A 17,929-nucleotide genomic window follows, 5' to 3' on the forward strand; every position below is an offset into this window, starting at 1 on the left:
GAACTGCGAAGAGTCGGACATGGCGTTCCTGGCCATCCCAGGAATCCTGTGCTGTCAATTAGGTGCTGTAGATTGTGGAGACGCGTTAAATGGCGCAGAACGAATCGGTTGATGTAGTACTGGTAGGCGCGGGCATCATGAGTGCCACCCTGGCCGTACTGCTCAAGGAGCTCGACCCGTCGATCAAGCTGGAGGTCGTCGAGGCGATGGACTCCGGGGCCGCGGAGAGTTCCAACCCCTGGAACAACGCCGGTACCGGCCATGCCGGCCTGTGCGAGCTGAATTACACGCCGCAGGCCGCCGATGGCAGCATCGACATCAAGAAGGCTGTGCACATCAACACCCAGTTCGAGGTTTCGCGCCAGTTCTGGGCCTACCTGAGCAAGAAGGGCAGCTTCGGCTCGCCGCGCGCCTTCATCAATCCGGTGCCGCACCTGAGCTACGTCGAGGGTGACAAGGGCGTTTCCTTCCTCAAGAAGCGTTTCGAGATGCTCAAGCAGCACCACGCCTTCGCCGAGATGGAATACACCGAAGACAAAGCCGTGATGAAGGACTGGATGCCGCTGATGATGCCTGGCCGTCCGGCCGATCAGCACATCGCCGCCACCCGCGTGATGAAAGGCACCGACGTCAACTTCGGCGCGCTCACCAACAAGCTGCTCAAGCTGCTCGGCGATTCGCCAGACGCCCAGGTCAAGTACAGCAAGAAAGTCGTCGGCCTGCGCCGCAACGGCAGCGGCTGGACCGTGAGCATCAAGGACGTCAACAGCGGCGGCAGCCGTGAGGTCGACGCTCGCTTCGTATTCCTCGGCGCCGGTGGCGCCGCCTTGCCGCTGCTGCAGTTGTCCGGGATTCCGGAGAGCAAGGGCTTCGGTGGTTTCCCGGTCAGTGGCCAGTGGCTGCGTTGCGACAACCCGGAAATCGTCAAGCAGCACCAGGCCAAGGTCTACAGCCAGGCCGCGGTCGGCGCGCCACCGATGTCGGTTCCGCACCTCGACACCCGCGTGGTCGACGGCAAGAAGTCGCTGCTGTTCGGCCCGTACGCCGGCTTCACCACCAAGTTCCTCAAGCACGGCTCGCTCATGGACCTGCCACTGTCGGTGCGCATGGGCAACATCGGCCCGATGCTGGCCGTGGCCCGCGACAACATGGACCTGACCAAGTACCTGGTCAGCGAGGTGATGCAGTCGATGGAGCAGCGCCTGGAGTCGCTACGCCGCTTCTATCCGGAGGCCAAGGCCGAAGACTGGCGCCTGGAAGTGGCCGGCCAGCGCGTGCAGATCATCAAGAAGGATCCGAAGAAAGGCGGCATCCTGCAGTTCGGCACCGAGCTGGTCGCGGCCCAGGACGGCAGCCTGGCCGCCCTGCTGGGCGCCTCGCCAGGCGCGTCGGTCACCGTGTCGATCATGCTCGAACTGATCGAGCGCTGCTTCCCCGAGCAGGCCAAGGGCGCCTGGGCCGCCAAGCTCAAGGAGATCTTCCCGGCACGCGAAAAGGTCCTGGCCAACGATGCCGCGCTCTACCACAAGATCAGCGCCGACAACGACGTGGCGCTGGAACTGGTGGAAAGCAGCCCGGCCAAGCACTACGCCTGACCCCGCCGAAACGAAAAAACGCCCCTCGGGGCGTTTTTTGTTTGCGGGCAAATCCCTCGTGGGAGCGGGCTTGCCCCGCGATCTGGCCGGTGCAGGCCGAACCATTTCCATGGCTGTGCCGATGCGATCGCGGGGCAAGCCCGCTCCCACGCAACGCTCCGGGTCAAACTCGGGCGTTGTCGATGATCTCGATGTACTCCGGCGCATTGCGCTGGTCGGCGATCACTTCGGCGAAAGTCTTGCCGTGCTCGTCCTTGCCATCGAGGTCGTACCCCGCCTCGACGAAGAAGCCGACGAAACGCTCGAAATCATCGACCCGCAGGCCACGGTAGCCCTTGATCAGCTTGTGATGCGACGGCGAGGTCAGACCATCGGCCGGCTCGAACTGCAGGAAGGACTTGATGTACTCATCGCTGATCTCGTCACCAATCACTTGTTTCTTGTCTTTACGCATCGCCGACTCCAACTGGGCCATCACGGGCATTTTTCGAAGGCCGGCAGTTTACCCCCCGGCACCCGCGGGCCTCAACGCGTACGTACGGTGCCGGTGTGCAGGTCGGCCCAGACGTGGCCGTTGGCGTAGGTCAGGAACTGTACGTAGAGCGTTTCGTTGCGCAGCAGATCCATGATCACCCGGTAGTCGGCCACCGGGTAATTGAGGGTCAGGGTCCGGGTCTTCTCGTCATAGACCGGCTTCTTCAGGCTCTTGCCACCCTCGCCGTCGAAATTGACCAGCACCTGGCCGATGGTCGCGCCCTTGCTCAGCGGCTTGCCCTTCAGGCGCATCTGCAACGAGGACGTGATCGGTATGGGTTGCTGGTCGGACTGGCGCTGGGTAGCCACGACCACCGTGTAGTCGGTGACCTGCAGCAGTTGCTGAGTGCCTGGGGCTTCCTGGCGCAGTGAAAGGTCATCGGGCGGGAGGAACTGGCTGTGCAGCGGGGCGGCGGACAGTGGCAGGCTCACCGCCAGCAGCAGGGGGACGATCGCACGCATGTGAGGCTCCTAGGCATGAGCAGGCACTCTACGCACAGGGCTTGCCGCTGGGCAAGCGCGCTCAGTCGAACTGCGCGCGCATCCAGGCACGGTACTCGGCCACGCCCTCGTCGCCCTCGCGCGGCGCCCAATGCGCATGCTCGCCCTCGCCGAGCGCTCGATAAGGCCCGGCCTTGCACTCAAGCAGAATGCTGTCCGCCTCGAGCGCCACCAGCCCATGCCAGGTGCCGGGCGCCAGATCCACTCCCAGGCAGTCGCCACCCGCTTGCAGCACACGTTTGTCGATCAACTGGCCATGATCATCGAAGATCAGCAGGCCAAGACGCCCCTTGAGCACGACCAGTACTTCAGCCTTGTCGGCACTCAGGTGGCGGTGCGGCGCAATGTAGGTATCCGGCTGCAAGCCCACCGCCAGGCGGTGGCAAGGCTCGGCCATGTCATGGAAGTTGTGGTGCTGACGCCGGCGCGGACTGTCGGCGGCTTGCTGCGCCAGCCCGTCGAACAGCGACTGATCGAGGAACGCGGGCTGGCGCATGCTCACATCCCCTTGACGGCGAAGATGCCGTTGGCGTTGCGCCAGTAGCCCTTGTAGTCCATGCCGTAGCCAAAGATGTAGCGATCCACGCATGGCAGGCCGCTATAGGTGGCCTTCAGGCCTGGGCTGGCCTTGCGGTCATGATCCTTGTCGATCAGCACGGCGGTGTGCACTGCCCGGGCGCCAGCGTGCTTGCAGAACTCGATGATGGCGCTGAGGGTGTGGCCTTCGTCGAGGATGTCGTCGACGATCAGCACGTCACGGTCGATGAACGACACTTCCGGCTTGGCCTTCCAGAACAGCTCGCCGCCGCTGGTGGTGTTGCGGTAGCGGGTGGCATGCAGGTACGAGGCTTCCAGCGGGAACTGCAGGTGGGTGAGCAGCTTGCCGGAGAAGATCAGGCCGCCGTTCATCACGCAGAAGACCACCGGGTTCTTGTCGTGCAGGTCCTGGCAGATCCGTTTGCCGACCTCGGCGATGGCGGCCTCGACCTCGGCTTCGTTGTACAGGCAATCAGCCTCGCGCATCACTTGACGGATATGCTCGAGATCGGCGGACATGGCGCTCTCCAGGGGGTGCGTTTTGGAAAAGCGGGCAAAGGTACGCATCCGCTCGTCCCAGATCAAGCCTTTATGGACTAACGTGCACAATGACTGCACGACATCAAGGACTGAATAGATTAATCTAGCGCGGTTTTTTTGCCCGCCTCCCGGAGCCCTCCCCCTATGCCTACTCGTGAGATCCGCCATCCGCTGATCCGCCACAAGCTCGGCCTGATGCGCCGTGCCGATATCAGCACCAAGAATTTTCGCGAACTCGCCCAGGAAGTCGGCGCGCTCCTGACCTACGAAGCCACCCAGGACCTGCCGCTCGAAACCTATGAGATCGACGGCTGGTGCGGCAAGGTCCAGGTCGAGAAGATCGCCGGCAAGAAGATCACCGTGGTACCGATCCTGCGTGCCGGCATCGGCATGCTCGACGGCGTGCTCAGCCTGGTGCCGGGCGCCAAGGTGAGTGCCGTGGGCGTCGCCCGCAACGAGGAAACCCTCGAGGCCCACACCTACCTGGAGAAGCTCGCGCCAGACATCAACCAGCGCCTGGCCCTGATCATCGACCCGATGCTCGCCACCGGCGGCTCGATGGTCGCCACCATCGACCTGCTGAAAAAAGCCGGCTGCAAGGAAATCCGCGCCATGGTCCTGGTCGCGGCCCCCGAAGGCATCGACGTGGTGGAAAAAGCCCACCCGGACGTGCAGATCTATACCGCCTCGATCGACCAGCGCTTGAATGAACACGGCTACATCGTCCCCGGACTGGGCGATGCCGGCGACAAGATCTTCGGCACCAAGCAGAAGGACGCCTGATCATGCAGGACGGCTTCAACGACCCGCTCTGGCGTCAGGTCGTTTCGGGCGCGCAGATGCTTTTCGTGGCATTCGGCGCGCTGGTGCTGATGCCGCTGATCACCGGTCTGGACCCTAACGTGGCGCTGTTCACCGCAGGCCTCGGCACCTTGCTGTTCCAACTGGTGACCGGTCGTCAGGTTCCGGTGTTCCTGGCCTCGAGCTTCGCTTTCATCACCCCGATCATCCTCGCCAAGGGCCAGTTCGGCCTGGCCGCGACCATGGGCGGCGTGATGGCCGCCGGCTTCGTCTACACCTTCATGGGTCTGATGGTGAAGATCAAGGGCACCGGCTTCATCGACCGCATGCTGCCACCGGTGGTGATCGGCCCGGTGATCATCTCCATCGGCCTGGCCATGGCGCCGATCGCCGCCAACATGGCCATGGGCAAGGGTGGTGATGGCAGCGTGCTGATGCCGTACAAGACCGCCATGCTGATCTCGATGCCGGCATTGCTGACCACGCTGATCGTCGCCGTGTTCGGCAAGGGCATCTTCCGCCTGGTGCCAATCATCTCCGGCGTGCTGGTAGGCTTTGGCCTGTCGTTCGCCTTCGGCGTGGTCGACACCGCCAAGATCGCCGCCGCTCCTTGGCTGGAGCTGCCGAAGTTCACCGCGCCGGAGTTCAACTGGCAGGCGATCCTGTTCATCGTACCGGTGGCCCTGGCCCCGGCGATCGAGCATATCGGCGGGGTGATCGCGGTGGGTAGCGTGACGGGGCGCGACTACCTGAAGAAGCCCGGCCTGCACCGCACCCTGCTCGGCGATGGGCTGGCCACCACCGCGGCGGGCATGTTCGGCGGTCCGCCCAATACCACCTACGCCGAGGTGACCGGCGCGGTGATGCTGACCAAGAACTACAACCCGAAGATCATGACCTGGGCGGCGGTGTTCGCCATCACCCTGGCCTTCATCGGCAAGTTCGGCGCATTGCTGCAAAGCATTCCGGTACCGGTGATGGGCGGCATTCTCTGCCTGTTGTTCGGTTCGATCGCGGCGGTGGGCATGAACACCATGATCCGCCACAAGATCGACCTGGCCGAGGCACGCAACTTGGTGATCGTTTCGGTGACCCTGGTGTTCGGCATCGGCGGCGTGCTGATCGGCAGCGGTGACGGCCCGGACGACTGGGGCCTGAAGGGCATCGCCCTGTGCGCCGTAGTGGCCATTGCGCTGAACCTGATCCTGCCGGGCAACGATGGCTGGAAGAACAAGAAGCTGGATGATCAGCTGCCTTGAGTCTTTCTTGAAATCCTGGGGCCGCCTTGCGGCCCTTTCGCGACACAAGGCCGCTCCTACAGATGATCGCGGTCCCCTGTAGGAGCGGCCTTGTGTCGCGAAAGGGCTGCAAAGCAGCCCCTCGATTCAAAGCGAGGCAAGTTTCTCACGCCTTCTCACACATCCCCGCCAACACCCTCACCCACGCCGGGTGATCATTCAGGCACGGCACCAGCACCAGCTCCTTCCCACCGGCTTCGACGAACTGCTCGCTGCCGCGCATGCCGATCTCTTCCAGCGTCTCGATGCAATCGGCGACGAACGCCGGGCACATCACCAACAGCTTCTTCACACCCGCCTTGCCCAGCTCGTCCAGGCGCGTCTCGGTGTAGGGCTCGATCCACTTGGCCCGGCCCAGGCGCGACTGGAACGACACCGACCACTTGCCGTCCGGGATGCCCATCTTCTCGGCGAACGCCCTGGCCGTGGCCAGGCACTGGCCGCGATAGCACACCGCACGCATCTGGGCGCTGGCGTCCTTGCAGCAGTCGGCGGCCTGGAAATCGTGATTGCCGGTGGGGTCGAGCTTCTTCAGGTGCCGCTCGGGCAAACCATGGAAGCTCAGCAGCAGGTGATCGTAATCCTGTTCCAGGTACGGGCGAGCACTGGCCACCAAGGCATCGATGTATTCAGGGTGATCGTAGAACGGCTGCAGAATGCGGGTCTGCAAAGGCAGCTCGCGCTCGGCGATAGTCTGCTTCGCCAACTCCACCACGGTAGTCACGGTGCTGTCGGCGAACTGTGGATAAAGCGGCGCCAGCGTCACCTTGCGCACACCTTGCGCGGTCAGGCGCTCCAGGACTTCCGGCAGCGCCGGTTGTCCATAGCGCATGGCGATCTCCACCGGCCCATGGGGCCAATGGGCAGCCATCGCCTGCTGCAGACGCCGGGTCAGCACCACCAGTGGCGAGCCTTCGTCCCACCAGATCGAGGCATAGGCATGGGCCGACTGCTCCGGGCGCTTGATCAGGATCAGCGACACCAGCAACCGTCGCACCGGCCAGGGCAGATCGATCACGTACGGGTCCATGAGGAACTGGTTGAGGTAACGGCGCACGTCGGCCACCGAGGTGGAGGCCGGCGAACCCAGGTTGACCAGCAGCAGGGCGTGATCGGTCATGCAGCGTCCTATGTCAGAGGCGGCTGGACAGGTTGTCCAGGGCCGATTGCAGATCGTTGAAGCGGAACGTGAAGCCCGCCGCCAGCAAGCGCACCGGACGGGCACGCTGGCCACCAAGCAGCAGCGTCGACAGCTCGCCGAGCCCGGCCTTGAGCACCAGCGCCGGCATCGGCATGAACGCCGGACGATGCAGGGTGCGGCCCAGGCGCTTGGCGAACTCACGGTTGCGCACCGGCTCCGGCGCGCAGGCATTATAGGGACCGCTGGCGTCGTTGTGCTGCAAGAGAAAATCAATGAGGGCGATTTGATCGTCGATATGCACCCAAGGCATCCACTGCCGACCATCGCCCAAAGGCCCGCCCAGTCCCAGCTTGAAAGGCAGGCGCAGGCGCGACAAAAAGCCGCCGTCGGCGGCCAGCACCAGCCCGGTACGCACCAGCACCACGCGCATGCCAAGCGCCTGGGCACGCTGGGCGGTTTCTTCCCAGGCGATGCACAGCTGGCTGGCGAAATCTTCCTTCACCGGGGGTGAGGCCTCCGTGAGCTCGCGCTCGCCGCCATCGCCATACCAGCCTACTGCCGAGCCGGAAATCAGCACTTGCGGGCGCTGCTCGCGCTGCTCGAGCCAGGCCAGCAACTGCTCGGTGAGCGTCACCCGGCTAGCCCACAGCAACGAGCGTCGCGTCGCGGTCCAGGGACGATCGGCAATCGGCGCGCCCGCCAGGTTGATGACCGCATCCACGGCATCGTCAGCGGCAATGTCATCCAAGCGGGCGACACCGCGTACACCGGTACCGCAGATTCTCGCCACCTGCTCGGGCCGGCGACTCCAGACCGTCAGGCGATGCCCTTGGCCTCGCCAGAGTTGGCACAGGTGTTGGCCGATCAGGCCGGTACCGCCGGTCAGCAATATATGCATGGCTGTGTCCTCACAGTTGGCGGGCGTGGTCTATTTTTAAGATCAAGGCACTTTTTTGACCAAACGCTCTCGGATAACCATAGGCCAACCTGCCTATCGAGCGGAATAACCTTATACAAACATTGTGCATTGTACAGGTTTGCCTGGCAGCGTAGGCTGCGCATAGCTAGGTTCGAAGAGGCCATCATGACAGTACCTATCGCCATCATCGGGGCCGGCATCGCCGGCCTGTCCGCCGCCCAGGCCCTGCAAAAGGCCGGGCAGACCGTTCACTTGTTCGACAAGGGCCATGGCAGCGGGGGACGCATGGCCAGCAAGCGCAGCGAAGCCGGAGCGCTGGACCTCGGCGCTCAGTACTTCACTGCCCGGGACCGACGCTTCGTCGAGCAAGTTCAACAGTGGGTCGCCGACGGCTGGGCGGCACAGTGGAAACCGCAGCTGTACAACTACCGCGATGGCGAACTGACCCCCTCCCCCGACGAGCAGATCCGCTGGGTCGGCGTACCGCGCATGAGCGCCATTACCCGCGGCCTGCTCAAGGACGTCACGGTCAACTTCGGCTGCCGCATCGCCGAAGTGTTCCGTGGCAAGCAATACTGGCACCTTCAGGACACCGAGGGCTGCAGCCATGGACCATTCAGCCAGGTGGTGATCGCCGTGCCGGCGCCACAGGCCACGCCGCTGCTGGCCGCAACCCCCAAACTCGCGGCGGTGGTCGCCGGGGTGCAGATGGAGCCGACCTGGGCCATCGCCCTGGGCTTCGAGACGCCGCTCGACACCCCCATGCAAGGCTGCTTCGTGCAGGACAACCCGCTCGACTGGCTGGCGCGCAACCGCAGCAAGCCAGAGCGCGACGAGCACCTGGATACCTGGGTGCTGCATGCGACCTCCAGCTGGAGCAAACAGCACATCGACCTGCCCAAGGAAGAGGTGATCGAACAGCTGTGGGGCGAGTTCGCCGAACTGGTCGGCTGCGTGGTCCCCGCCCCGACCTTCGCCCTCGCCCATCGCTGGCTCTACGCCCGCCCGGCCGGCAACCACGAATGGGGTGCCCTGGCCGATGCCGACCTGGGACTGTACGCCTGCGGCGACTGGTGCCTGTCCGGCCGAGTCGAGGGGGCCTGGCTCAGTGGTCAGGAAGCGGCAAAACGTCTGCTGGAGCATCTGGAGTAACGCCGCGGGAACTTATACAAAAATATTTCTTGTATAAGTTTTCACGTGTGCTGGAATTGACTTGTACAAAACATGCCGCCTGTACAAGTCACTCCGGAGACAGCGATGAACGCCCCTTCCGCGCAGAACAAGCCATGCCTGGCCATCAGCGCCTGCCTGACCGGCCTCAACGTGCGTTACAACGCAGGGCACAAGGCCTCCAGCCTGTGCCTGGAGCTGCTCGACGAACATTTCGACTGGGTCCCGGTGTGCCCCGAGGTCGCCATTGGCCTGGGCACGCCACGCGAGCCCATTCGCCTGGTCGGTGATCCGGCTCATCCCGTCGTCACCGGCTCACGCAATGGCGGCACCGACCTGGCTGGCCCGCTGCGGGCATATGGCGAGCAGATGGCCGAGCAGTTGCAGACGATTTGCGGCTACATCTTCATGCAGAAGTCTCCATCTTGCGGCTTGGAGCGGGTCAAGGTCTACCAGGAAGACGGCCGTGCGCCTCTCCACGGGCGTGGCGCCTATGCCGCGACATTCTGCGCCCTTCGCCCCGACTTGCCGGTCGAAGAGGAAGGCCGTCTGCACGATCCCGTGCTGCGGGAAAACTTCATCACCCGCGTCTATGCCTGCGCCGACTGGCAACAATTGCGAGGCCAGGGCCTGAGCCGCGGCGCCCTGATACGCTTCCACTCACGCTACAAATACCTGCTGATGGCCCACAACCCCCAGGCGTACCGGGCGCTTGGTCGCCTGCTCGGCAACATGAGCCGCACGGACGATCCCGAGTACCTGGGACATCATTACTTCCTGCAACTGATGCAGGCTCTGCGCCGATGCGCCAGCAGGGGCACCCACGGCAATGTGCTGCAGCACCTGACAGGCTACCTGCGCAACCATCTCGGTCCGGCGGACAAGGCCGAACTGCAGCAGGTCATCACCCAGTACCAGCACGGCATGGTGCCACTGGTCGTGCCCCTGACCTTGCTCAGGCACCACCTGCGCAACCACCCCACCGAATACCTGGCGCAACAGGCCTACCTGCGCCCCCACCCTGAAGCCATGGGACTGCGCAATGCAATCTGAAGAACTGTTGCCCATCGGCGAGGTGGCCCGCCTGACCGGTGTCAACCCGGTCACCCTGCGCGCCTGGGAGCGTCGATACGGGCTGATCACGCCCGAGCGCACAGCAAAGGGCCATCGCCTTTATCCACAGGAGCAGGTGGTGCGGGTCCAGGCCGTCCTGCGCTGGCTAGAGCGCGGCGCAGTCGTGAGTCAGGTGCGTGAGCTACTGGATCGCGCCCCGCAGGACGCGCCTGCGCCGCAGGGTGAATGGGGATCGCGGATCGAACAGCTGGTCGGGGCCGTAGGCCGCCTGGCCCAGCGTCCACTGGACCAGCAGCTCAACCAGGCGATGGCCCTCTACCCCGCACGGACCGTCTGCGAACACCTGCTCCTGCCCCTGCTCGACGCGCTTGCCCTGCGCTGGCGAACGGATTTCGATGCGCGCCTGGAGCAGGCCTTCTTCCAAACCTGGCTACGCAGCAAGCTGGGCGCCCGGGTCTACCACGACAGTCATTCGCTGCCAGGCCCCAGCGTGTTGCTCGCGCGCACCGACGAGACGCCTTTCGACGCCCACTTCTGGCTGTGTGCCTGGCTGCTGAGCAGCAATGGCCATGCGCTGGAAATCCTCGAGTGGCCGGTCGAGCCCCGCCAACTGCGCCATGCCATGACGCAATTGCGAGCACGCGCACTGGTACTGCACCTTGGCGGCCACCCCGACATCCGCGCGCTGGGCCGCGCACTGCACGATGTCGATGCGCCGAAACTCCTGGGAGGCGCCGCGGTCCTTCTTCATAAGGCTGAACTTGATGCCCTGGATCTACCAGGCTTGCAGCTGTTCGACAGCCCAATGGCCGCTCTGCGCGGCCTCCAGCAATCATGACCGACAGGCTTGTGTCCCTATGCAACTGATCTGGCTACGCAGCGACCTGCGCACCGCCGACAACACCGCCCTGAGCGCCGCCTGCCAGCGCGGCCCGACCGTGGCGCTATGGATCGCCAGCCCCGACCAGTGGCTGGCTCATGACGATGCGCCGTGCAAAGTCGACTTCTGGCTGCGCAACCTGCTCCTGCTGCGCCAGTCTCTGGAGGCGCTGAACATCCCCTTGCTGATCCGCACTGTACCAACCTGGCGCGACGTGCCTCAGTGCCTGCTCGATGTCTGTCGTCAGCACCGGATCGAGGCCGTGCACTGGAATGATGAATACGGCATCAACGAAAGCCGACGCGACGAGGCGACCCGCGACCTGCTGCACAATGCAGGCATCAACGCGACCGGTTATCTCGACCAGTTGCTGTTCAAGCCAGGGAGCGTGCTGAACCGCAGTGGTCGCTACTTCCAGGTATTCAGCCAGTTCAAGCGTGTCTGCCTGGACCATCTGCATCGCAGCCTGCCCGCCCTGATTCCTCCAGTGCATCGCCAAGCGCCCGTGGGCATCACCAGCGACCCTATTCCCCGGCATATCGAAGGGTTCGAGAAACCGCCCGAAACCTTGCGCGACTACTGGCCTGCCGGCGAACAGGAAGCGCAACGAAGGCTCGCACGCTTCACCGACGAAGACATCCGGGACTACCCGGAACGGCGCGACCTACCCGCCGAAGCCGGCACCAGCCAGCTCTCCCCTTACCTGGCTGCCGGCGTGCTTTCGCCCCGACAGTGCCTGCATGCGGCACTGGCCAGCAACCATGGCGAATTCGACAGCGGCAGCAAAGGTGTGCAGACCTGGATCAACGAACTGCTGTGGCGCGAGTTCTACAAGCATGTCCTGGTGGGCTACCCACGCGTCTCGCGGCACCGGGCCTTCCGCCCACACACCGAGGCGCTGCCGTGGCGCGACGCCCCGGACGACTTCGCCGCCTGGCAACAGGGCCGTACAGGCTTCCCGATCATCGACGCCGCCATGCGCCAACTGCTGCACACCGGGTGGATGCACAACCGCCTGCGCATGATTGTCGCCATGTTCCTCAGCAAGAACCTGCTGATCGACTGGCGCCTGGGTGAGCAGCACTTCATGCGCCACCTGATCGACGGCGACCTGGCCGCCAACAACGGCGGCTGGCAATGGAGCGCGTCGACCGGTACCGACGCGGTACCCTACTTCCGGATATTCAACCCAATCACCCAATCGAATAGATTTGATTCTAAATGTGTATTCATTCGAGAATGGCTCCCCGAGCTGAAAGACCTCGATGACAAAGGAATTCATCAACCTCGGCAATCAGCCGGTCTATTCGAAACGGACCTTTACACGAGACCGATCGTCGATCTTGAAAGTAGTCGCCAGCGGGCACTGGAAGCATTCAAAAGCTTGCCTGGCATGCAGTATCAGGGGGAGCTCTCGTGAGCAGCACACGCACATTCTGGGTTACCGGCGCCACCCAGGGCCTGGGCTTGGCCCTGGCTGAACAACTACTCGAACAGGGGCACCGAGTTGCCGTCAGCAGTGGCGAAAGCCCTTCGCTCGACGCGCTGCTGGCACGCCACGGCGCCAACCTGCTGGCGCTGCCAGCGCAGTTGCAGGAGCCCGCGCAAGCCGAACTCGCCAGCCAGCGATTGCTGGCGACATGGGGCATGCTCGACGGCTTGATCATCAACGCCGGGGCCTGCGACTACCTGCCAGCCGACCTGCCGCAAAGCGAGCTGTTCGAGCGGATCGTCAGCAGCAACCTGCGCGCGATGGAAAACCTTGTCGAGCACGCCACCCCCTTGCTGATCAAAGGGGAAAAACCGCAGGTGGTGGGGATTTTCAGCCCTTATTCGGCACTGCAACTGCACGAACCGAATCAACCACTGAGCGGGAACAACAGTGCCGTGCACTGGCTGCGCGAACGACGTCAGCACATGAAGGCGCAGGGCATCGACCTCACCATCGTGGCGCCACAGTCGCTGAAAACACCGGTGACCCCATTGCAGGCCATTCCAGAACCCTGGACGGCTGAACAAGCGGCACAGGAGCTGTTGATGCGCCTGGACCAACGCGATTCGGAGCTGGTGCTCGAGGTTCTGAGCCCGACCGAACTGTGGCCATTGCCATAGAGGCCCGCCTTGTCCTAGGGCAAGAAGCGCTGCACGCTGGCTGGCTGCGTCCACAACAGCGGCAGCACCTTCTGCATGCCCGCCGGCTCGCCGCTGCTCCAGAACGCCGTGGCCCGTGCCGGCTGGTCACTGAGCAGATCGCGCGCGCCCAGCAAGCGCTGCAGTTGCCGCGCCACGGCGGCGCCCGTGTCGATGATCGCGACGTCCGCTGGCACCATGGTCGCGAGCATGGGGCGCAGGAAGGGGTAATGCGTGCAACCGAGGATCAGCGTGTCGCATCCGGCCGCCAGCAGAGGTTGCACATATTGCAGCAGCAACTGGCGTAGCTCGGGGCTGGTCAGGTCACCGGTCTCGATGCGCTCGACCAGTCCGGGGCATGGCTGAGTGACGACCCGCACATCGCTGGCGAAGCGATCGAGCAAGGCGGCGAATTTGGCACTCTGCAGCGTGCCGGTGGTAGCCAGCACCCCGACCACGCCCGAACGGGTCGCCGCCGCCGCCGGTTTTACCGCCGGTTCCATGCCCACCAGGGGCCAGTCGGGATACAGCTCGCGCAGATCGGCCACGGCGGCCACGGTAGCAGTGTTGCAAGCCAGGACCATGGCCTTGGCACCTTGCTCGTGGAAGAACGCGGCGATATGGCGCAGGCGCTGGCGGATGTAGTCCGGGGACTTCTCGCCGTAGGGCACATGGCCGCTGTCGGCCACATACAGTAGCGATTCGTTGGGCAGCAGCCGCTGGATCTCGGCAAGCACCGACAAGCCGCCGACCCCCGAGTCCATCACGCCGACCGGCGCCGCGCGATCAGCCATGGCGGCTGGCACACACGGCGCAGGCCGGGTCGCGCTTGACCCGCAGTTCACGCATGCGCGTGCCGAGGGCATCGATCAACAGCAACCGGCCCACCAGCGGCTCGCCGAAGCCTGCCAGCAGCTTCAACGCCTCCAGTGCCTGCAGGCTGCCCACCAGCCCTACCAGCGGGCCGATCACGCCGGCCTCGCTGCAGGTCAGCTCGGCGTCGCTGCCATGACCATAGAGGCAGTGGTAGCAAGGGCTGCTGTCGCGCCGCGTGTCGAATACCGACAGCTGCCCTTCCAGGCGGATCGCCGCGCCACTGACCAGCGGCTTGCCGGCAACGACGCAGGCAGCATTGACCGCCTCGCGGGTGGTGAAGTTATCGGAGCAGTCGAGCACCACGTCGACCGCCGCCACGGCAGCGGCCAGAGAGTCCTCGTCGAGGGCCTGGCGGTGGGCGACCAGGGTGATCTCGGGATTGATCGCCCGCAGGCGCTTGATGGCCGAATCCACCTTGCTCATGCCGACGCTGTCGCTGTCATGGATGATCTGGCGTTGCAGGTTGGTCAGGTCGACGGTATCGAAGTCCGCCAGATGCAGCTCGCCGACACCCGCCGCGCCCAGGTACAGCGCCACCGGCGAGCCGAGCCCGCCCACGCCGACCACCAGCGCCTTGCCGTGCTTGAGGCGCAGCTGGCCGTCGATATCCACCTGCGACAGCAGGATCTGCCGGCTGTAACGCAACAGCTCCTGGTCGGTCAGCATGGCAGGCGCCCCAAGCTGATGCGCTCATGGCCACCCAGGTCGAGGCGGCTGGCAACGTCGGTGAAACCGCTCGAAGCCAGCAGCTCACGCACTGCACTGGCCTGGTCGTAACCATGCTCGAGCAGCAGCCAGCCACCGGGCAGCAGGTATTGCGGCGCCTGGGCGACGATCACCCGCAGGTCGTCCAGGCCGTCTTCGCCCGCCACCAGGGCGCTACTGGGTTCAAAACGCACATCCCCGGCCACCAGGTGCGGGTCTTGCGCGCGGATGTAGGGGGGGTTGCTCAGGATCATGTCGAACCGCTCGCCGCCAAGGGCGTCATACCAGTGGCTGACGCGCACCTGGACGTTGCCCAGCCCTAGACGCTGGCGATTGCGCTCGGCCAGTGCCACGGCCTCCTCGACACGGTCCACCGCCGTCACCTGCCATCCCGGACACTCGCTGGCCAGGGCCAAGGCGATGGCCCCCGTGCCGGTCCCCAGGTCGAGCACCCGCGCCGGTTTCGGCGACATCCGCTCAAGGGCGGTTTCCACCAGCAGTTCGGTATCCGGGCGCGGGATCAACGTGTGCGGCGCGACCTCCAGGTCGAGCTTCCAGAACCCCTGCTGGCCCAGGATGTAGGCCACCGGCTCGCCGGCGCGACGGCGCTCGAGGTAGCCGGCGAAGGTCTCGGCCGCCTCGCTGCTGACGATGCGCTCGGGCCAGGTGTGCAGGTAGCTGCGCGACTTGCCCAGGGCGGCAGCCAGCAGCAGCTCGGCATCCAGGCGCTCGGTCGGTGACTCCGGCAGCTGCGCGTTGCGCAGCAGGCTGGCGATGATGGTCATTCAATCCCCCAGGGCGGCCAGCTGATCGGCCTGGTATTCAGCCAGCAGCGGCTCGATCACGGCTTCCACGCCGCCGGCGAGAATGTCGTCCAGGGAGTAGAGGGTGAGGTTGATACGGTGGTCGGTGACCCGGCCCTGTGGATAGTTGTAGGTGCGGATACGCTCGGAGCGATCGCCCGAGCCCACCAGCAGCTTGCGCTCGCTGGCGATGGCGTTCTGCGCGGCGCTGGTCTGCATGTCGTTGAGCTTGGCCGACAGCCAGGACATGGCGCGGGCACGGTTCTTGTGCTGGGAGCGCTCTTCCTGGCACTCGACCACGATACCGGTGGGCAAGTGGGTGATACGGATCGCCGAGTCGGTCTTGTTGACGTGCTGGCCGCCAGCGCCGGAGGCGCGGTAAGTGTCCACGCGCAGGTCGGCCGGGTTGATCTCGATGGCCACCTGCTCGTCGGGCTCGGGCAGCACCGCCACGGTGCAGGCCGAGGTGTGGATGCGCCCCTGGGACTCGGTCTCGGGCACGCGCTGCACGCGGTGCGCGCCGGACTCGAATTTCAGCTTGCCGTAGACGCTGTCGCCTTCGACCCGGGCGATGATCTCCTTGTAGCCGCCGTGCTCGCCTTCGTTCTCGGAAAGAATTTCCAGGCGCCAGCCGCGTTTTTCGGCATAGCGCGAATACATGCGGAACAGGTCGCCGGAGAAGATCGCCGCTTCGTCGCCACCGGTGCCGGCGCGGATTTCCAGGAACACGTTGCGCCCATCGTTGGGGTCCTTGGGCAGCAGCATGCGTTGCAGCTGCGACTCCAGCCCGACCAGCTGCTCCTTGGCTTCGCGCACTTCCTCCACGGCCATTTCACGCAGGTCCGGGTCGGCGTCCTTGAGCAGCGCCTGGGCGCCCTCGAGGTCGTCCTGGACCTTGCGCCACTCTTTATAGGCGCCGATCACCGGCTCGACCTCGGCGTACTCGCGGGAGTAGGCACGAAAACGGGTCTGATCGGAAATGACTTCGGCATCACCGAGCAGCGCGGTGAGTTCCTCGAAGCGGTCCTGGAGCGTGTCCAGTTTGTTCAGCAGCGACGCTTTCATTGCGGGGTCTTGTCCGTCGAGCCCTCGTGGAGGGCGAAGAGTTCCTGGGCCATGGCCAGCGCATCGAGGCGGCCTTCGGCAGAGAGCTTTTTCAGTTGCACGCTGGGTGCATGCAGGAGTTTGTTGGTCAGGCCCCTCGCCAGCTGCAGCAGCACGTCTTCGGGATTGCCGCCGTTGGCCAGCAGGCGCTGGGCTTTCTGCAGTTCTTCGTCGCGCAGCCGTTCGCTCTGCTGCCGGTAGGCCTTGAGCACGTCCACCGCCGCCAGCTCGCGCAGGCGCACCATGAAGTCGTCAGCGCCGGCCGAAACCAGCTCCTCGGCGGCCTGGGCCGCGCCCTGGCGGCTCTTGAGGTTTTCCGCGACCACTTCATGCAGGTCGTCGACGGTATAGAGGTAGACGTCGTCCAGCTCGCCGACCTGCGACTCGATGTCGCGCGGCACGGCGATGTCGACCATGAAGATCGGTTTGTGCCGGCGCTGCTTCAGCGCGCTTTCCACCGCGCCCTTGCCGAGGATCGGCAGCTGGCTGGCGGTGGAGCTGATGACGATGTCGCTGTTGGCCAGCTCTTGCGGAATGTCCGAGAGCAGCACGGCATGGGCGCCGAACTGCTCGGCAAGGATGCTGGCGCGCTCCAGGGTACGGTTGGCCACGACGATACGGCGCACGCCCTGCTCGTGCAGATGGCGAGCGACCAGGGTGATGGTCTCGCCGGCGCCGATCAGCAGCGCCTGGCTGCGGCCCAGGTCGGAGAAGATCTGCCTGGCCAGGCTCACCGCGGCGAACGCCACTGACACTGGGTTCTCGCCGATGGCGGTGTCGGTGCGTACTTGCTTGGCGGCGCTGAAGGTGGCCTGGAACAGGCGCCCGAGCAGCGGCCCGACGGTGCCGGCTTCGCGGGCGACCGCGTAGGCCGACTTCATCTGGCCGAGGATCTGCGGCTCGCCGAGCACCAGCGAATCCAGGCCCGAGGCCACGCGCATCATGTGCCTGACCGCGTCGTGATCCTCGTGGATGTAAGCGCTGGCACGCAGCTCCTCGAGGCTCAGCTGGTGATAGTCGGCCAGCCACTGCAGCACGGCATCGGCGGCGAGGTGGTCCTGTTCGATATAGAGTTCGCTGCGGTTGCAGGTCGACAGGATCGCGGCCTCGCGGCTGGCGGTCAGTCGGCACAGCTGCTGCAGGGCGTCGACCAGCTGCTCTGGAGTAAACGCCACGCGCTCGCGTACGTCTACCGAGGCAGTCTTATGGTTGATACCAAGTGCAAGAAAGGCCATGCAAGGTCGCTGGTTGGGACGTGAAGCCGATAATTGTCCTACTTCGCAGGTTTTAGAACAACCACCGTTCGCTATTGTGCTGATGA

General features: G+C 64.7%; 19 protein-coding genes. 8 read left to right on the plus strand and 11 right to left on the minus strand.

Features of this window, described 5'->3' with window-relative positions; translation table 11 throughout:
- The first annotated feature begins 89 nt into the window (after nucleotides 1-89).
- Nucleotides 90-1,595, plus strand: a complete 1,506-nt coding sequence (mqo, locus tag N5D48_RS09410; RefSeq protein WP_279883437.1) for a malate dehydrogenase (quinone) — start codon at nucleotides 90-92, stop codon at nucleotides 1,593-1,595.
- Between the two features lie 163 nt (nucleotides 1,596-1,758).
- On the opposite strand, the gene N5D48_RS09415 is transcribed toward mqo, so the two are convergent.
- The 4 genes from N5D48_RS09415 to N5D48_RS09430 form a co-directional block, all read right to left on the minus strand.
- A complete protein-coding gene (locus N5D48_RS09415; protein WP_279883439.1) occupies nucleotides 1,759-2,049 on the minus strand; it encodes a PA4642 family protein in 291 nt (96 codons plus the stop codon).
- A 71-nt stretch (nucleotides 2,050-2,120) separates the two neighbouring features.
- A complete protein-coding gene (locus N5D48_RS09420; RefSeq protein WP_279883442.1) occupies nucleotides 2,121-2,591 on the minus strand; it encodes a hypothetical protein in 471 nt (156 codons plus the stop codon).
- A 61-nt stretch (nucleotides 2,592-2,652) separates the two neighbouring features.
- The gene (locus tag N5D48_RS09425; protein WP_279883445.1) at nucleotides 2,653-3,126 is read right to left on the minus strand and encodes a WbuC family cupin fold metalloprotein; all 474 of its coding nucleotides are present in this window, start codon (nucleotides 3,124-3,126) and stop codon (nucleotides 2,653-2,655) included.
- A gap of 2 nt (nucleotides 3,127-3,128) precedes the next feature.
- Entirely contained in the window at nucleotides 3,129-3,686 is a 558-nt protein-coding gene (locus N5D48_RS09430; protein ID WP_279883447.1) for a hypoxanthine-guanine phosphoribosyltransferase, read from the minus strand.
- A gap of 165 nt (nucleotides 3,687-3,851) precedes the next feature.
- Between N5D48_RS09430 and upp the strand changes: the two genes are divergently transcribed.
- Together upp and N5D48_RS09440 are read left to right on the plus strand one after the other, a co-directional pair.
- A complete protein-coding gene (gene upp, locus N5D48_RS09435) occupies nucleotides 3,852-4,490 on the plus strand; it encodes a uracil phosphoribosyltransferase (protein WP_279883450.1) in 639 nt (212 codons plus the stop codon).
- Between the two features lie 2 nt (nucleotides 4,491-4,492).
- Nucleotides 4,493-5,767 (plus strand): uracil-xanthine permease family protein, encoded by a 1,275-nt coding sequence (locus N5D48_RS09440; protein WP_279883453.1) that lies wholly within the window; start codon nucleotides 4,493-4,495, stop codon nucleotides 5,765-5,767.
- Between the two features lie 145 nt (nucleotides 5,768-5,912).
- On the opposite strand, the gene hemH is transcribed toward N5D48_RS09440, so the two are convergent.
- A complete protein-coding gene (gene hemH, locus N5D48_RS09445) occupies nucleotides 5,913-6,926 on the minus strand; it encodes a ferrochelatase (RefSeq protein ID WP_279883456.1) in 1,014 nt (337 codons plus the stop codon).
- A gap of 13 nt (nucleotides 6,927-6,939) precedes the next feature.
- Nucleotides 6,940-7,845, minus strand: a complete 906-nt coding sequence (locus N5D48_RS09450) for a TIGR01777 family oxidoreductase (RefSeq protein WP_279883459.1) — start codon at nucleotides 7,843-7,845, stop codon at nucleotides 6,940-6,942.
- Between the two features lie 186 nt (nucleotides 7,846-8,031).
- Between N5D48_RS09450 and N5D48_RS09455 the strand changes: the two genes are divergently transcribed.
- The 5 genes from N5D48_RS09455 (at nucleotide 8,032) to N5D48_RS09475 (ending at nucleotide 13,102) form a co-directional block, all read left to right on the plus strand.
- Nucleotides 8,032-9,018 carry an NAD(P)/FAD-dependent oxidoreductase gene (locus N5D48_RS09455; protein ID WP_279883460.1) on the plus strand — a complete coding sequence of 329 codons (987 nt, stop codon included), beginning with the start codon at nucleotides 8,032-8,034 and terminating at the stop codon, nucleotides 9,016-9,018.
- A gap of 105 nt (nucleotides 9,019-9,123) precedes the next feature.
- The gene (locus N5D48_RS09460; RefSeq protein WP_279883461.1) at nucleotides 9,124-10,089 is read left to right on the plus strand and encodes a DUF523 and DUF1722 domain-containing protein; all 966 of its coding nucleotides are present in this window, start codon (nucleotides 9,124-9,126) and stop codon (nucleotides 10,087-10,089) included.
- A complete protein-coding gene (locus N5D48_RS09465) occupies nucleotides 10,079-10,948 on the plus strand; it encodes a MerR family transcriptional regulator (RefSeq protein ID WP_279883462.1) in 870 nt (289 codons plus the stop codon). Before N5D48_RS09460 ends, N5D48_RS09465 begins: the two co-directional genes overlap by 11 nt.
- Before the next feature lie 19 nt (nucleotides 10,949-10,967).
- Nucleotides 10,968-12,410: a deoxyribodipyrimidine photo-lyase gene (gene phrB, locus N5D48_RS09470; protein ID WP_279883463.1), complete on the plus strand. Its 1,443-nt coding sequence runs from the start codon at nucleotides 10,968-10,970 to the stop codon at nucleotides 12,408-12,410.
- Nucleotides 12,407-13,102, plus strand: a complete 696-nt coding sequence (locus N5D48_RS09475; RefSeq protein WP_279883464.1) for an SDR family NAD(P)-dependent oxidoreductase — start codon at nucleotides 12,407-12,409, stop codon at nucleotides 13,100-13,102. The genes phrB and N5D48_RS09475 overlap by 4 nt, the downstream gene beginning before the upstream one ends.
- Nucleotides 13,103-13,116: 14 nt before the next feature.
- On the opposite strand, the gene murI is transcribed toward N5D48_RS09475, so the two are convergent.
- From murI to hemA, 5 genes are read right to left on the minus strand one after another with little or no spacing between them, the layout of a single operon-like run.
- The gene (gene murI, locus N5D48_RS09480) at nucleotides 13,117-13,914 is read right to left on the minus strand and encodes a glutamate racemase (RefSeq protein WP_279883465.1); all 798 of its coding nucleotides are present in this window, start codon (nucleotides 13,912-13,914) and stop codon (nucleotides 13,117-13,119) included.
- Nucleotides 13,907-14,662 carry a molybdopterin-synthase adenylyltransferase MoeB gene (locus N5D48_RS09485; protein WP_279883466.1) on the minus strand — a complete coding sequence of 252 codons (756 nt, stop codon included), beginning with the start codon at nucleotides 14,660-14,662 and terminating at the stop codon, nucleotides 13,907-13,909. Before N5D48_RS09485 ends, murI begins: the two co-directional genes overlap by 8 nt.
- The gene (gene prmC, locus N5D48_RS09490; protein WP_279883467.1) at nucleotides 14,656-15,486 is read right to left on the minus strand and encodes a peptide chain release factor N(5)-glutamine methyltransferase; all 831 of its coding nucleotides are present in this window, start codon (nucleotides 15,484-15,486) and stop codon (nucleotides 14,656-14,658) included. The genes N5D48_RS09485 and prmC overlap by 7 nt, the downstream gene beginning before the upstream one ends.
- A complete protein-coding gene (gene prfA, locus N5D48_RS09495; RefSeq protein ID WP_166883864.1) occupies nucleotides 15,487-16,569 on the minus strand; it encodes a peptide chain release factor 1 in 1,083 nt (360 codons plus the stop codon).
- A complete protein-coding gene (hemA, locus tag N5D48_RS09500) occupies nucleotides 16,566-17,843 on the minus strand; it encodes a glutamyl-tRNA reductase (protein ID WP_279883468.1) in 1,278 nt (425 codons plus the stop codon). Before hemA ends, prfA begins: the two co-directional genes overlap by 4 nt.
- Between the last annotated feature and the right edge of the window lie 86 nt (nucleotides 17,844-17,929).

Origin of the sequence: Pseudomonas sp. GD03858 (assembly GCF_029840925.1) — a bacterium.
GTDB lineage: Bacteria > Pseudomonadota > Gammaproteobacteria > Pseudomonadales > Pseudomonadaceae > Aquipseudomonas.

Excerpts from the sequence above, each read along its gene's own strand:
- N5D48_RS09465 (WP_279883462.1), top strand. The coding sequence starts at position 10,079 with ATGCAATCTGAAGAACTGTTGCCCATCGGCGAGGTGGCCCGCCTGACC.
- N5D48_RS09460 (WP_279883461.1), top strand. The coding sequence starts at position 9,124 with ATGAACGCCCCTTCCGCGCAGAACAAGCCATGCCTGGCCATCAGCGCC.
- N5D48_RS09455 (WP_279883460.1), top strand. The coding sequence starts at position 8,032 with ATGACAGTACCTATCGCCATCATCGGGGCCGGCATCGCCGGCCTGTCC.
- N5D48_RS09430 (WP_279883447.1), bottom strand. The coding sequence starts at position 3,686 with ATGTCCGCCGATCTCGAGCATATCCGTCAAGTGATGCGCGAGGCTGAT.
- murI (WP_279883465.1), bottom strand. The coding sequence starts at position 13,914 with ATGGCTGATCGCGCGGCGCCGGTCGGCGTGATGGACTCGGGGGTCGGC.
- N5D48_RS09425 (WP_279883445.1), bottom strand. The coding sequence starts at position 3,126 with ATGCGCCAGCCCGCGTTCCTCGATCAGTCGCTGTTCGACGGGCTGGCG.
- upp (WP_279883450.1), top strand. The coding sequence starts at position 3,852 with ATGCCTACTCGTGAGATCCGCCATCCGCTGATCCGCCACAAGCTCGGC.
- N5D48_RS09485 (WP_279883466.1), bottom strand. The coding sequence starts at position 14,662 with ATGCTGACCGACCAGGAGCTGTTGCGTTACAGCCGGCAGATCCTGCTG.
- N5D48_RS09420 (WP_279883442.1), bottom strand. The coding sequence starts at position 2,591 with ATGCGTGCGATCGTCCCCCTGCTGCTGGCGGTGAGCCTGCCACTGTCC.
- N5D48_RS09450 (WP_279883459.1), bottom strand. The coding sequence starts at position 7,845 with ATGCATATATTGCTGACCGGCGGTACCGGCCTGATCGGCCAACACCTG.
- phrB (WP_279883463.1), top strand. The coding sequence starts at position 10,968 with ATGCAACTGATCTGGCTACGCAGCGACCTGCGCACCGCCGACAACACC.
- mqo (WP_279883437.1), top strand. The coding sequence starts at position 90 with ATGGCGCAGAACGAATCGGTTGATGTAGTACTGGTAGGCGCGGGCATC.
- hemA (WP_279883468.1), bottom strand. The coding sequence starts at position 17,843 with ATGGCCTTTCTTGCACTTGGTATCAACCATAAGACTGCCTCGGTAGAC.
- prmC (WP_279883467.1), bottom strand. The coding sequence starts at position 15,486 with ATGACCATCATCGCCAGCCTGCTGCGCAACGCGCAGCTGCCGGAGTCA.
- hemH (WP_279883456.1), bottom strand. The coding sequence starts at position 6,926 with ATGACCGATCACGCCCTGCTGCTGGTCAACCTGGGTTCGCCGGCCTCC.
- N5D48_RS09440 (WP_279883453.1), top strand. The coding sequence starts at position 4,493 with ATGCAGGACGGCTTCAACGACCCGCTCTGGCGTCAGGTCGTTTCGGGC.
- N5D48_RS09415 (WP_279883439.1), bottom strand. The coding sequence starts at position 2,049 with ATGCGTAAAGACAAGAAACAAGTGATTGGTGACGAGATCAGCGATGAG.
- prfA (WP_166883864.1), bottom strand. The coding sequence starts at position 16,569 with ATGAAAGCGTCGCTGCTGAACAAACTGGACACGCTCCAGGACCGCTTC.